Genomic DNA, 13,405 nt, shown 5'->3' with positions numbered 1-13,405 from the left:
ACATGAGCAAAACATCTTTAAGGCGCTCCGGCCGCGGCTTTCCGCTGGGTACTTGTAGTTTCGCACGACTGTGCTAAAGTTCGCCGCATGGACGCCAAGACCCAGAAAAGCGAACTCACCCGCGCCGCCATCGTCGGCGCGGCAATGAACCTCGCGCTCGCCGAGGGCCTGGAAGCGATCACGCTGCAGGCCGTGGCCAGCAAGCTGGGCCTGTCCAAGAGCGGCGTGTTCTCGCGCGTGGGTTCGCGCGAGGCGCTGCAGAAGGCCGTCATCGAGGAGTACGGCCGCGGCTTCCTGGCCGAGGTGTTCGTGCCCGCCATGCAGAAGCCCAAGGGCCTGCCCCGGCTCAACGAGATCGTGGCGCGGTGGATCGCTCGCACCCGCGACGTCGAGATGCACACCGGCTGCCTCTACATGGCGGGCGCCTTCGAGTTCGACGACCGCGAGGGCGAGCTGCGCGACGTGCTGCTCGGCGAAATCACCCGCTGGCGCGCCGCGCTGCGCCGCACCGTGCTGCAGGCCATCGAGACGGGCGAGCTCAAGGCCGACACCGACCCCGCCCAGCTCGTGAGCGAGCTCAACGGCCTGACCATGACCCAGCTGCACGACGCGCGCTTCCTGCGCGACCCGCAGGCTGCCGACCGCGCCACGCAGACCTGGCAGCGGCTTCTTTCCAGCTACCTCGCCTGAGCGAGGACCCTTCACGAAGCAGGCGGATTTCCCGCATCTCGATTTGCCAGAATTTCGCACAGTCGTGCGATAAACAGGAGAAGCACCATGCTGATCATTGCCCTCTTTCTCGCCGTCTACGCGGCCGTCCTTGGCATCAAGGGCCTTCGCGACACCCTGCGCAGCCTGCCCCGCAGCAACCGCGACTGGGTCTGGTACTGAAGCCTTGAAGGACCACCCACCCATGACGAGTACTTCTTCTTCGGCAGCCGGCCACGCCGCGCAGTCGAACTACTACCGGCCCAGCCGCACGATGCGCGCGCTTCGCTTCGGCCTCACCGCCTCGCAGCGCCTGTGGCCCGCGCTGGCGGTGCGTGCCGCCTACCGTGTCTTCGGCACGCCGCTGCCGCCCAAGTGGCTCTATCGCGGCCAGGGCCCCGGTGCCGAATGGCGGCGCGAGGGCTGGGCCTTCGAAGACGCGAGCGTGGGCATCTACCACCTTGCCGCGCAGGACTCGGGCGCCGAGTCGGCGCCGGTGGTGCTGCTGGTGCACGGCTGGGGCGGGCATGCGGGCCAGATGCTGCCGCTCGCGCAGGCCCTGGCCGCGGAGGGGCTGCGGCCCGTGCTGCTCGAACTGCCGGCCCATGGCCGCAGCGCCGGCACGATGAGCAACTCGCCGCAGTTCGCGCGCGCCATCGCCTACGTCGCGGCCCGGCTCGCGGCCGATGGCCACGCGCTGCGCGCCGCTGTCGCGCATTCGCTGGGCGCCAACGGGCTGGCCCTGGCTGCAGCGCGCGGGCTGCCCGCCGAGCGCCTCGTGCTGCTTGCTCCGCCGGCTTCGCCGCGCGAATACACGCGCTACTTCGCCCACACCTTCGGGCTCAGCGAAGCCACGCGCCTCGCGATGCAGCGGCGCTTCGAATCGCGCGAAGGCGTGCTGATGCCGCAGCTCGAACCTGCGGCAGTGGGCCCGCGCATCGCGCAGCCCACGCTGATCGTTCATGACCGCGACGACCGCGTGAACCGCTTCGCCGACGCACAGGCGTACCGCGACGCGATCCGCGGCGCGCAGCTCGTTGCCACGCAGGGCTGGGGACATCGACGCATCCTCAAGGAGGCAGAGGTGCTGACGCAGGTGGCGCGCTTCGTCGCGCAGCCCTGAGCGAGAGCGCTACCAGCTACCAGGTGGGGTGCACGGGAGTGAAGACCGGCTTGAACAGATGCCGCCGGACGATCTCCCCGTACCCCCGGTAGTAGAAGTTGCCGTTCGCCGCCAGCACCGCCGCGCGGTGCCTGCGGAAGTACACCGGGATCTCGTACCAGGGCATGGTCGGCGCGCGGTGGTGCACGTGGTGCAGGTTGTTGAAGAGGTACAGCAGCCCGAACACCAGGTTCGACTCCACGATGGCCACGCGCTCGTGCGGCGTGTCGGCCCAGCGGTGCTCGGTGAAGGTGCGCAGCGAGCCCAGCATCATCCCCGGATAGACGAAGTACAGCAGGTACTCGCCGAAGCCCATGCCGCAGACCACGGTCACGTAGTACAGCACCGGCGCCACGCTCAGCGCATGCCAGAACCACGTCGGCAGGCGCGAGAAATCGCCCGCGAGCACCCGCGTGGTCTCGAAGCGCACCAGCTTCCACAGTCGCAGGAACGGCCCCAGCACCACGCGGAAGGCAATCGTCTGGTTGGCCATGTAGATCCATCGCCACACCGGCCCGTAGCCCTGCCATGCGGGCGCGGAGTGGTAGGCGCTCTCGTTGTCGCGCTCCGGATGCGTGAGATGGAAGTTGACGTGGTGCGAGCTGTGGCCGCGGTTGTAGAACGGGTAGGGCAGCCAGAGGTTCAGCGGCGGCCACACCACCGCGTGGCGCAGCCACTTCGGCAGATGGCGCATCGCATGGATGCTCTCGTGCTGCAGCGAGAAGTGCAGCTGCGCGAGAAAGCCGCCCGCCAGGAACAGCGCCCAGCCCGGCAGCGTCGCATGCCACCATAGCAGCGCGGCCCATGCGGCATAGAGCACCGCGGCCAGCAGCAGCGTGGGCACTTCGTAGTGCCACCACCAGTGCCGGCGGGTTGGTGCTTTCTGGGGAAGGGGAGCGGCAGTCGATGTCATGGCGTGGACCGGGACTGCGATGCTAGGTAGCAAGCGGTCGCTTGCATGCGCGCTTTTCGCATAAGCATGGACGTGAAACTTCCTTCCGCCGCGCGCGGGTCGAGGCCTACGCTTCGCGGCTTTGCTGCTGCACCCTTGCCGGCTCCCGCGCCTCGCGACAGCCGCGTGCAAGCCCTTGCGCCATCTCTCTCCCATGAAGAACTTCCTCATCCGCCTCGCGCTGGCGTTGCTCGCCGCGCTGTCCGTCGACGTGCAGATCCACGCGGCCACCGTGGACGACTACCCGACCAGGACCGTCCGCCTCGTCGTGCCGTATCCCGCCGGCGGCATCGCCGACAAGATCGCGCGCGAAGTCGCCGAGCAGCTGCAGCAGCGCCTCGGACAGCCGGTGGTGGTCGAGAACCGCAGCGGCGCGGCCGGCAACATCGGCTTCGAATACGTCGCGCGCCAGCCGGCCGACGGCCACACGCTGCTGCTCGCGCCGGCCTCCAACCTCACGGTGCAGCCGGCGCTCTTCAGGCAGCTCAGCTACGACCTCGCGCGAGACTTCACGCCCGTGTCGCTTCTGGTGCAGACGCCGCAGGTGCTGCTTGTGAACCCGAAGCTGCCCGTGGCGACGCCGCGCGAGCTCATCGACTATTCGAAGAAGAACCCCGGCAAGGTCAACTACGGCATCAGCATCGGCGCGTACTCGCACCTCGCGGGCGAACTGCTGAAGACGCAGACCGGTGCCGACTTCACCGCCATTCCCTACCAGGGCAGCGCCCCGGCCATCAACGACCTGCTCGCGGGGCAGACGCAGTTCATCTTCAACGAGGTGGTCACGGCCATTCCCTTCGTGAAGGCCGGCACGCTCAAGCCGCTGGCGGTGGCCTACCGCACGCGCGCGCCCTGGCTGCCCGACGTGCCCACCACCGCCGAGGCCGGCCTGCCGGGCTTCGAGGTCACCTCCTGGTACGGCGTGGTGGTGCGCAGCGGCACGCCGGCGCCGCTGGTGCAGCGCCTCTCGCGCGAGCTGCGCGACATCGTGCAGACGGCCGAGTTCAAAAAGCGCTACGACGACATCGGCGCCTTCACCGTGGGCAACACGCCCGAGGAGTTCGGCCGCTTCATCCAGTCCGAGACGGTGAAGTGGACGGCGGTTGTGAAACAGGCCGGCATCCAGCCAAACTGACGTCATGAGCGAGCCATCGACGAAGAAGACCGCCATCGCCCCGGCGGAACTGCAGCGCCTGCTGCTGGCCGACCCTGCCCCGGCCGTCGCGCCCGAGATCGCGCTGCTCGACGTGCGCGAAACCCGCTGGTACGTGCAGCGCCATCCCAACCTCGCGCGCAACCTGCCGTTCAGCGGGCTCGAGCTGCAGGTGGGGGCCTTCGTGCCGCGCCGCTGCGTGCCCGTGGTGCTCTACGACGACCACGGCGCGCCCGACGGCATTGCGCAATCCGCCGCCGAGGTGCTCGCGCGCCTGGGCTACACCGACGTGCGCACGCTCGAAGGCGGCCTGCAGCGCTGGGTGACCGAGGGCCTGCCCACCATCGACGGCTACGGCACCCTGATCAAGGCTTTCGGCGACTGCGCCCGGCTGCACTACGGTACGCCCGGCCTGCTGGTCGAGGCGCTGCGCACGCGGCTGCGCGAAGGCCGGCCGACCACGCTGGTCGACGCCCGGCCGCGCGCGGAGTTCGAGTTCCTCTCGCTGCCCGGCGCGCGCAACCACGCGGGCACCGAACTGGCGCTGCGCCGCTTCGAGCCTTCCGAGGCCGATCACTCGGCGCAGGACCATCTCTGGGCCATCAACTGCTTCAGCCGCACGCGCGGCATCGTCGGCGCCACCACGCTGCGGCTGCTGGGCCGTGCGCCCGAGGCTGTGTTCGTCGAGGACGGCGTCATGGCCTGGGGCCTGCTGGGCGCGCCCACGGTGCAGAACGCCGCGCCCGGCGACGAGCTGCCGCCCGAATCGCCCGAGGTGCTGCGCGGCATCGCAGACGACCTGATCCGGCGCTTCTCGCTGCCCGTGGCCGACGCGGCCCAGGTCGCACGCTGGCGCGACGACGACACGCGCACCCTCCACGTCTTCGACGTGCGGCCCACCGCCGACCCGGCCCTCGCGGGCACGGGCGTGCAGCAGGTGCCGGGCGGCCAGCTGCTGATGCATTTCGAGAACCTCGTGGGCACGCGCGGCGCGCGCATCGTGCTGATCGACGACCCGGCGCACCGACTGCGCGCCGCCATTACCAGCTTCTGGCTCACGCAGCTGGGGCAGGCGGAGGTGTTCGTCCATGAGGGCGAGTTCGCGCCGGAACTGGCGCCGCCGCCCGCAACATCCACTGCGACGGCCGTGCTGAGGGACGCTCCCTTGCCGTTGACTCCCGACGCTCTGGCCCGCCTGCGCGGCAACGGCGCGGTCACGGTGATCGATGTCGGCCCGAGCCTCGACTACGAGCGCGGCCATCTTCCGGGCGCGCTCTACATGCTGCCCGCCTCGCTGGAGCCGCTGGCTTCGCACGCCACGGCCGGCCGCACGCTGGTCTTCACCTCGCCGGATGGCACGGCCGCAGCGCGCGTGGCGCGCGATGCCCGGCGGCGCTGGCCGGATTCGGGGAAAACGGTGTTCACCTGGCTCCAGGGCGGAACGCAGGCCTGGAAGGCTTCCGGCAGGCCGCTGGCGACCGATTTCGTGCCGGCCCGGCTGCTCACGCCCTTCGACGACGACTGGGGCTCGGTGATGCGCGTGTTCGGCCCGCGCCGCGACGCGGCCTGGGCCGACTACCTCGCGTGGGAGCGCGCGCTGGCCGAGCGGGTCCTGCAGGACCCGTCGGTGCGCTTCAGGTTCTTCGCGCTCAGCGCGCCGGCGTCGGGGCCGGATCGGGCAGCTCGATCTTGATGTCGAGCACTTCGAGGTTGTCCTGGGTCTCCAGGTTGACCTTGATGTCGTCCGCGTTGATGGACACGTACTTGGAAATCACCGCCACCAGCTCGCGCTGGAGTTCGGGCAGGTAGTCGGGCCGCTTCTTGCCGCTGAGGCTCGAGCGCTCGTGGGCGAGGATGATCTGCAGCCGCTCTTTCGCGACGCTGGCAGTCTTCTTCTTTTCGCCCAGCAGGAACGAGAGGAAGGACATGGACTACTTGCTCCCGAAGATTCGCTTGAAGAAGCCCGGCTTCTCCGCCTCGACGAAGCGCATCGGCCGTTCCTCGCCGAGAAAGCGCGCCACCACGTCGGTGTAGGCCTGCGCCACGTCGGTTTCCTTGTCGTGGATCGCCGGCACGCCCTGGTTGGAGGCGTGCAGCACGCTTTCCGACTCGGGGATCACGCCGATCAGCTTGATGCGCAGGATGTCCTGGATGTCCTCCAGCGAGAGCATCTGGCCGCCCGCCACCCGGTTGGGGTTGTAGCGGGTGATGAGCAGGTGCTCCTTGATGGGCTCGCCGCCTTCCTTGGCGCGCTTGGTCTTGCTGCTGAGCATGCCCAGGATGCGGTCCGAGTCGCGCACCGAGGACACCTCGGGGTTGGTCACCACCAGCGCCTCGTCGGCGAAGTGCATGGCCATCATGGCGCCGGTCTCGATGCCCGCGGGCGAGTCGCAGACGATGTATTCGAAGTCCATCGCGGCGAGATCGGCCAGCACCTTCTCCACGCCCTCCTGCGTGAGCGCTTCCTTGTCGCGCGTCTGCGAGGCGGCCAGCACGAACAGGTTGTCGCACTGCTTGTCCTTGATGAGCGCCTGGCTCAGGTTGGCCTCGCCCTGGATGACGTTGATCAGGTCGTACACCACGCGGCGTTCGCAGCCCATGATCAGGTCGAGGTTGCGCAGGCCCACGTCGAAGTCGATCACAGCCGTCTTCTTGCCCGCGAGCGCGAGGCCCGACGCAAAGCTGGCGCTCGTCGTCGTCTTGCCGACGCCGCCCTTGCCCGAAGTCACCACCACAATTTTGGCCATGGCCATTCCTTCTTGTTTCGATTCAGTTGTTGGTTATCAGGGTCGCCGCATTCCGTGAGCCGGGTCAGGGAATCGGGTCGATGGAAATCTTCTTGCCGTCCAGTCGCACCTGGGCCGGCTTGCCCAGCACCGTGTCGGGCAGCGGCACCTCGTTGGTCCGGTAGATGCCGGCGACGGCCACCAGTTGGGCTTCCATGCAGGTCGAGAAGATCCGCGCCTCGGTGTTGCCGCGCGCGCCGGCGATGGCCTTGCCGCGCAGCGGCGCGTACACGTGCACGTTGCCGTCGGCGATGACCTCGGCGCCGAAGCTCACCACGGCAGTCACCACCACGTCGCCGCCGCGGGCGTAGACCTGCTGGCCCGAGCGCAGCGGCTTGTCGATCAGGAGCGTGCCGTTGGCCGGCACCGGCACCTCGCGCACGATCTGGGGGGCTTCCGAAGCGGGGGGCTCGGCCGGTGGGGCCGGAGGGCGGGGCGCCGGGGCCGAGGGCATGGCCGCCACCGAAAGGCCGGCCGCGCGCGCCGCGGCGTGCTGGGCCTCGTTGCCGCCGCGCACCGCGATGGGTTGCGTCTGGTGGCGCGCCAGCAGGCCGCGCAGGGCGGCGAAGTCGATGACATCGCCGCCGCCGGCCTCGCCGCTCTCGTCCTGGGCTTCCTGCAGCAGGGAGAGGTCGATCACCACCGGCTCCTGCTCGAAGAAGTCGGGCGAATCCGCCAGCTGGGCGTCGAGCGCCTCGGCCAGCACGTCCAGGTCGGACGTCTTGAGGATCACTGCGATCAGCGGCAGCGTGGCGCTCTTGAATTCGAAAACCGCCTTGGTGCGCGCGGCGGAGACATCGGCCATTGGGAAAACGTCGGTGCGAAAAGCGTTGGAGTCTAACGGGCGCGGGCCAAACGCCGGTGAAGGCCCCCCGCCTCAGGCCCTCCGGCAAACACTTCTTTCATGAGGTTGCACTTTTCCGGAGGGCCTGGATCGGGGCCTGCTCAGTTCCTGGAGCGGCCCAGCAGCGCGTAAAGAATGATGGCGCCGAAGGTCGCGCAGCCGATGCCGCCGAGGGCGAAGTCGCCGAACTTCAGTGTGAAGTCGCCCGTGCCGATGATCAGCGTGATGGCCGCGACGATCAGGTTCTTGTTCTGCGAGAAGTCGACCTTGTTGTCGACCCAGATCTTGGCACCCGCGATGGCGATCAGGCCGAACACCACGATGCTCACGCCGCCCATCACCGGCAGCGGAATGGCCTGGATCAGCGCGCCGAACTTGGGGCTGAAGCCCAGCACCAGCGCGATGACGGCCGCCACCACGAACACGGCGGTGGAGTAGATGCGCGTGGCCGCCATCACGCCGATGTTCTCGGCGTAGGTGGTCACGCCCGTGCCGCCCGCGGCGCCGCTCACCACGGTGGCGATGCCATCGCCGATGAAGGCGCGGCCCATGTACGGGTCGAGGTTGCGGCCGGTCATGGCCGTCACCGCCTTCAGGTGGCCGAGGTTCTCCGCCACCAGGATGATCGCTACCGGTGCGATCAGCAGCATCGCGTTGGTCGTGAACACCGGCGCGGTGAAGGTCGGCATGCCGAACCAGGCCGCGTTCGCGATGCCGCTGAGGTCCACCGGCTTGCCCAGCCCCATGCCGTTGGTCAGCGCCGCGTAGACCAGCGTCGCCAGAATCAGCCCCACCAGGATCAGCAGGCGCTGCAGCATGCCGCGCGTGAACACCGCCACCAGGCCCACGCAGAGGAAGGTCACGGCCTGCATCCAGGCGTCGAAGTTGCCGGCCGCCATGTTCTTGACCGGCACGCTCGCCAGGTTGAGCCCGATCACCGCCACCACCGCGCCGGTGACCACCGGCGGCATGAAGCGCTCGATCCAGCCCGTGCCGATGGCCTGCACGATGGCCCCGATGATGATGTACACCACCCCGCAGGCCACGATGCCCCCCAGCGCCACCGCAATGTTGGCGTTGGGCCCCTTGCCCGCGTAGCCGCTGGCGGCGATCACCACGCCGATGAAGGCGAAGCTCGAGCCCAGGTAGCTGGGCACCTTGCCGCCGGTGACGAAGTAGAAGATGAGCGTGCCGATGCCGCTCATCAGGATGGCGATGTTGGGGTTGAAGCCCATCAGGATCGGCGCCAGCACCGTGGCGCCGAACATCGCGATGACGTGCTGCACGCCCATGGCGCCGGTCTGCAGCCAGGGCAGCCGCTCGTCCGGCGCGATCACCGCGCCGTTGGCCAGCGCGGACGCGGGCCGTTCAGTCCAGTTGAACATCTTTTTCTTTCTCCTCTTGTTGGTGGTGTGCGCGGCGGGTGTCCGGAACGCTCCGGCTTTCCCGGGGCGTGATTGTGGGCGATGAGCACCACCCTGAACACCGGCACGCACCCTGTGCCCGGAGAAGAGAAAAGAGGCGGCAAGAGGAGGGCGCCCGCCGCTCAGCGCGGCTGCAGCACCGCCATCGTGATGCGCGACACGCAGGTCAGCTCGCCCGCCTCGTTGGTCAGGTCGATCTGCCAGACCTGCGTGGTGCGCCCCCGGTGCACCGGCCGCGCCGTGCCGATCACCCAGCCGCTGGTCACCGAGCGGATGTGGTTGGCATTGATGTCCAGGCCCACGGCGCGGTCGCCCTCGGGGGCGGAGTAATGGGCGCCGCAGGAGCCCAGCGTCTCGGCCAGCACCACCGACACGCCGCCGTGCAGGATGCCGTAGGGCTGGCGGGTGCGCTCGTCCACCGGGCAGCGGGCGCGGATGAAGTCGTCGCCCACCTCCAGGAACTCCATGCCCAGCGTCGAGACGGCGGTGCCCACGTGGTTGCGCGTCAGCGCCTCGACGGAGATCTCTTTTTTCCAGATACGCATTCGGTGCTTCCTTCTTTCTTTCTCTTGCCTGTAACAGGGTGGCCAAAACTATAGCGATGGCGGCTGACAAACCGAGTCGCCTTTGCGTGCTACCTTGCGCCGATGAAGCTCCCCCTGCGCCGCTGGCTCATCGGCATCGCCGTTGCATTGCTGCTGGGCATTGGTGCGCTGGTGTGGGTGGTGAGCGCGCGGCTGCCCACCGACGACGAGGTGGCGGCGAAGATCGCCGAGGCCTTCGAGAAGCGCTTCGGCGTGGCCCTGAAGGTGGGTGGCGCCCATTGGTCGCTGCTGCCTGTACCGGTGCTGGTGCTGTCCGACATCGCCACCGACCAGCCGCGCCCCATCACCCTGCGCCGCGTGAGCGTGCAGCTGCAGCTCGCGCCGCTGCTGCAGCGCGTCATAGCGGTGGACGAGATCGAGGTCGAGGGCCTGGTGCTGCCGCGCGCCTCGGTGCGGGCCTTCCGGGGCAAGGGTCCCAAGCCGCGGGAAGGCGGGGCGGGCGTCATCGCGCTGCCCGCGCCGTGGACGCTCGCGCCGGTCCCCGTGGAACAGCTGCGCTGGCGCGACGTGAGCTGGATCGACCGGCGCGACATCTCCCTGGCCTACGACGGCGACATCCGCTTCGACCCCGGCTGGCGCCCGCGCCAGGCCCGCATCGAGCGCGCCGGCACGGCATCGCCCGCGCGACTGCGGCTGGACCGCCAGGCCGGGCAGGACCGCTGGCGCACCCGCATCGACGTGGGCGGCGGCACCTGGAACGGCGTCTCCCGCCTGGAGACGCAGCCCGACGGCAAGCTACAGCTCTCGGCCGACCTGGAGCCGCGCCAGATCGACGTCGAGAGCCTGGCGCAGGCCTTCGGCCGCCGCAGCTCGGTGGCCGGCAAGTTCTCGGGCACCACCACGCTCGTGGCCGAGGCCGCGAGCGCCGAGGAGCTGGGGGCGCTCATCCGCAGCCTGCACACCCGCACCACCTTCTCGGTGCAGCCGGCCACGCTCACGAAGCTGGACGTGGCCAAGGCCGTCACCACCGCCGGCATCAGCCGCGGCGGCACCACCGCGCTGGACGAACTCACCGGCACCCTCGACACCCAGGGCACCGAGGACGGCGTCGTGCTGCAGTACAGCAACCTCAAGGCCCGCTCGGGCGTGCTCACCGCCAGCGGCAACCTGAAACTCTTCAACCGCAAGCTCGACGGCGAGATCGCGGTCGACCTCGTCGACGGCGTGGTCGGCGTGCCGCTGAAGGTGGGCGGCAGCACGAGCGACCCCGAACTCTCGCTGACCGGCGCCGCGCTCACCGGCGCGGCCATCGGCAGCGCGGTGCTGCCGGGCGTGGGCACGGCCATCGGGGCGCGTGTGGGTCAGCAGGTGGAAAAGCTGTTCGGAGGCGACAAGCCGAAGCCGGCCCGGAAGAAGGTCCAGCCGAAGCCGCGCTGAGCCGCCTTGGGCCTGCTTTGATATCTTCCGGCTGCCGGCCGGTGCCGGCCCATTCAGAATCAGAACCACACAGGGAGCCCGAGCCATGAACCCGTTCCTTCGCCTGATCCCCGCCATCGGTGCCGTCGCGCTGGTGGCTGCGGTTCCATGCGCCACCGCGCAGCAGCAGAAACAGCAGGAGTGGACACAGCTCATGACCACCGCCCGCAAGAAGGTGTCGCTGAAGATCCCGTCGATCCGCCCCCACGGCGAATTCGTCGAGGCCTGGACCCGCTACGACTACTTCGAGCTGCAGAACGACGTGGGCAAGCAGCCCTTCCGCGCATCGAACTACCTGGGCGACTACGACTGCAAGGGCCGCCGCGAGAAGATGCGCCGCGTCGTCAGCTACAACGGACCGCTCGAGGTGCACGACCTCGACATCAGCCGCCACACCCAGTGGTCGCCCGTGGGCAAGCCCGAGACGGTCAGCGGCGCGGTGTTCGAGGCGGTCTGCGCGAAGGTGCGCTGACCGCCCCTTCCGCCTTCCTTCACCAGGTCAGCCGAAGGCCTTCACCACCGCGGGCACCGTCAGCACCGCCGTGTAGTAGCCCATGAACTGCACGCCGGTGTTGAAGCCGATCGCGCGCGACAGCAGCCCGCCCAGCAGCCCCATCGTCAAAATCACCAGCAGCCCGAGCAGCTGGCCTTCCCACACGCTGATCACCACGATCAGCCCCACGAAGGTCGCGATGATCGCCTCGTGGCTGACCTTGCGCGAGACGAAGAGCGCCGCGCGGCGCGCGAAATTCATCGTGAACGGATAGGCCACCAGCGCGGCGAGCACCACCGCCAGCATGCCGTAGCCCAGGAACTCCCAGTGGCTCAGCAGGTTGTGCAGGTTGTGGGTCTGGCCGCTGGCCGCATCGATGGTGAAGACCGGCGGCGCGTTGAAAAGCGGCGCGGCCGGCCCCGCGGCCACCGGGCTCAGCGGCAGGCCGATGGCGATCAGTGGAATCAGCGCCTCGGCGATGTAGGTGGCCTCGGTCACGCCGTTGCGCGCGGCCAGCGTGGTGGTGAGCCGGTGATAGGCGTGCTTCACGCGCGAGCCCACCAGTTCGCCCAGCACCACAGTCATCGCGACCGGGCTGAACACGAAGGTGGCGCTGGAGACAGCCGCCGTCGCGAAGGTCCACTTCACCTGCCCGCGGTCGAGCACCTTGAACGGGTTCGGGAAATAGCCCGACCAGCCCTTCACGTCCGGCGCCAGCGAGAAGGTGCGGACCTTGTCGCGCTTCATGCGCGCACGCGCCGCGGGCGAGATCACCGAGAACAGGTCGGCCACCAGCGGCCCGATGGCGATGCCCAGGAAGTAGCTGATGCTGAGCTTCACGCCGTACTTGCCCGTGAGCGCCTGCAGCGCCACGATCACCACCACGAAGGGCACCAGCGTCGCCACCGAGGCCCAGCGCCCGCTGGAGAAATACGCGATGGCCACGGCCGCCACCACGAAGATCCACGGCGCCGCCTTGGTGATGGCCGCGCCGTAGGGCGCCAGCAGCACCGCGAACAGCACGGCCAGCGGCACCGCGATGAAGGCCGCGATGATCGCGCCCGACACCATCTTGCGCAACGCGATGTGCGGCACGCCGAGGTTGCGCAGCACGTTGGCGTCCTGCAGCAGCGGCGTGGCCATGGTGTCGCCCGGAATGCCCAGCAGCGCGGTGGGCACGGCGTGCGTCATGTGCTTGGCCACGGCCGCGGCCAGGAAGAAGGTGAAGACACCCACGGGCGGCACGCCCAGCAGCACCACCAGCAGCGTGAGCGGCGCGAGCGTGGTGGTCTCGTCGGTGCCCGAGACGAGGCCGATGGCCGCGAACACCACGGCGCCGACGAGGCCCATGCCGGTGGCGACGAGGATCTGGTTGAGCAGCGATGCGTCGATCATGGCGCGGCACCTTTCTGCTGCGCGGCGCGCGGCCGGTACGAGGCGAACAGGTCGTGGATTTCGAGCTCCTTCATCTCGCGCACCACCGCGGGCGGCAGGTCGGCCACCGAGCCCAGGTCGCCGTGCTCGCCGGCCAGCTCGGCCAGCACTTCCTCGCGCCAGCGCGGATCGGCCCCGGTGCCCTCGATCACTTCGCGCTTGGGCGTGAAGAGCCAGGCGCAGATCAGGCCCGACAGCACGCAGCCGCCCAGGCCCGCGAGCATGGCGTAGGCCCGCGCCAGCTCGGGCGTCCCCACGGTGCTCGCGAGCACGCGGTTGGCCACCAGGAAGCCCGCGAGGCTCACCACGAGGCCTATGGCGATCGACCAAGCGAGGTGGCCCAGGTCGGCGGTGTCGCCCCATATTTCAACCAGCCGCCATCTCGCGCGGCCTGCACTGTCCGTCTTCATGCTGTTGTCTCCGTCGTT

Annotated in this window: 14 protein-coding genes; 6 read left to right on the top strand and 8 right to left on the bottom strand. The window is 69.2% G+C overall.

Annotation, left to right across the window (positions count from 1 at the left end):
- Positions 1-87: 87 nt before the first annotated feature.
- The gene (locus AC1VNX_RS00660) at positions 88-690 is read left to right on the top strand and encodes a TetR/AcrR family transcriptional regulator (RefSeq protein ID WP_483155012.1); all 603 of its coding nucleotides are present in this window, start codon (positions 88-90) and stop codon (positions 688-690) included.
- A gap of 223 nt (positions 691-913) precedes the next feature.
- Positions 914-1,831 (top strand): alpha/beta fold hydrolase, encoded by a 918-nt coding sequence (locus tag AC1VNX_RS00655; RefSeq protein ID WP_483155011.1) that lies wholly within the window; start codon positions 914-916, stop codon positions 1,829-1,831.
- Positions 1,832-1,847: 16 nt separating this feature from the next.
- Here the strand turns inward: AC1VNX_RS00655 and AC1VNX_RS00650 are convergent, their stop codons facing one another.
- On the bottom strand, positions 1,848-2,783 hold the full coding sequence (locus AC1VNX_RS00650; RefSeq protein ID WP_483155010.1) for a fatty acid desaturase: 936 nt from the start codon (positions 2,781-2,783) through the stop codon (positions 1,848-1,850).
- 193 nt (positions 2,784-2,976) lie between these two features.
- Here AC1VNX_RS00650 and AC1VNX_RS00645 point away from each other — a divergent pair, with 193 nt between their 5' ends.
- Together AC1VNX_RS00645 and AC1VNX_RS00640 are read left to right on the top strand one after the other, a co-directional pair.
- Complete coding sequence (locus AC1VNX_RS00645) at positions 2,977-3,957, top strand: Bug family tripartite tricarboxylate transporter substrate binding protein (protein WP_483155009.1); 981 nt, start codon at positions 2,977-2,979, stop codon at positions 3,955-3,957.
- A gap of 4 nt (positions 3,958-3,961) precedes the next feature.
- Positions 3,962-5,668 carry a rhodanese-like domain-containing protein gene (locus tag AC1VNX_RS00640; protein WP_483155008.1) on the top strand — a complete coding sequence of 569 codons (1,707 nt, stop codon included), beginning with the start codon at positions 3,962-3,964 and terminating at the stop codon, positions 5,666-5,668.
- On the opposite strand, the gene minE is transcribed toward AC1VNX_RS00640, so the two are convergent.
- The 5 genes from minE to AC1VNX_RS00615 form a co-directional block, all read right to left on the bottom strand.
- Complete coding sequence (gene minE, locus AC1VNX_RS00635) at positions 5,625-5,903, bottom strand: cell division topological specificity factor MinE (protein ID WP_019653579.1); 279 nt, start codon at positions 5,901-5,903, stop codon at positions 5,625-5,627. The genes AC1VNX_RS00640 and minE overlap by 44 nt on opposite strands.
- Before the next feature lie 3 nt (positions 5,904-5,906).
- The gene (gene minD, locus AC1VNX_RS00630) at positions 5,907-6,722 is read right to left on the bottom strand and encodes a septum site-determining protein MinD (RefSeq protein ID WP_020723003.1); all 816 of its coding nucleotides are present in this window, start codon (positions 6,720-6,722) and stop codon (positions 5,907-5,909) included.
- A gap of 64 nt (positions 6,723-6,786) precedes the next feature.
- Complete coding sequence (minC, locus tag AC1VNX_RS00625; RefSeq protein ID WP_483155007.1) at positions 6,787-7,566, bottom strand: septum site-determining protein MinC; 780 nt, start codon at positions 7,564-7,566, stop codon at positions 6,787-6,789.
- Positions 7,567-7,706: 140 nt separating this feature from the next.
- Entirely contained in the window at positions 7,707-8,990 is a 1,284-nt protein-coding gene (locus AC1VNX_RS00620; RefSeq protein ID WP_483155006.1) for a solute carrier family 23 protein, read from the bottom strand.
- 161 nt (positions 8,991-9,151) lie between these two features.
- Entirely contained in the window at positions 9,152-9,574 is a 423-nt protein-coding gene (locus AC1VNX_RS00615) for a hotdog fold thioesterase (RefSeq protein ID WP_093195743.1), read from the bottom strand.
- A 102-nt stretch (positions 9,575-9,676) separates the two neighbouring features.
- On the opposite strand from AC1VNX_RS00615, the gene AC1VNX_RS00610 reads away from it, so the two are divergent.
- Entirely contained in the window at positions 9,677-11,011 is a 1,335-nt protein-coding gene (locus tag AC1VNX_RS00610) for an AsmA family protein (protein ID WP_483155005.1), read from the top strand.
- Positions 11,012-11,096: 85 nt separating this feature from the next.
- Positions 11,097-11,522, top strand: a complete 426-nt coding sequence (locus AC1VNX_RS00605) for a surface-adhesin E family protein (RefSeq protein WP_483155004.1) — start codon at positions 11,097-11,099, stop codon at positions 11,520-11,522.
- 27 nt (positions 11,523-11,549) lie between these two features.
- Here AC1VNX_RS00605 and AC1VNX_RS00600 read toward each other — a convergent pair whose 3' ends face one another.
- The gene (locus AC1VNX_RS00600; protein WP_483155003.1) at positions 11,550-12,938 is read right to left on the bottom strand and encodes a tripartite tricarboxylate transporter permease; all 1,389 of its coding nucleotides are present in this window, start codon (positions 12,936-12,938) and stop codon (positions 11,550-11,552) included.
- Positions 12,935-13,387 (bottom strand): hypothetical protein, encoded by a 453-nt coding sequence (locus AC1VNX_RS00595; protein WP_483155002.1) that lies wholly within the window; start codon positions 13,385-13,387, stop codon positions 12,935-12,937. The genes AC1VNX_RS00600 and AC1VNX_RS00595 overlap by 4 nt, the downstream gene beginning before the upstream one ends.
- Positions 13,388-13,405 lie beyond the last annotated feature (18 nt).

Source organism: Variovorax sp. TLI9-5A (assembly GCF_056867935.1).
The sequence above is the reverse complement of the archived record's forward strand: the minus strand, read 5'-3'. Positions and strand labels throughout refer to the sequence as shown.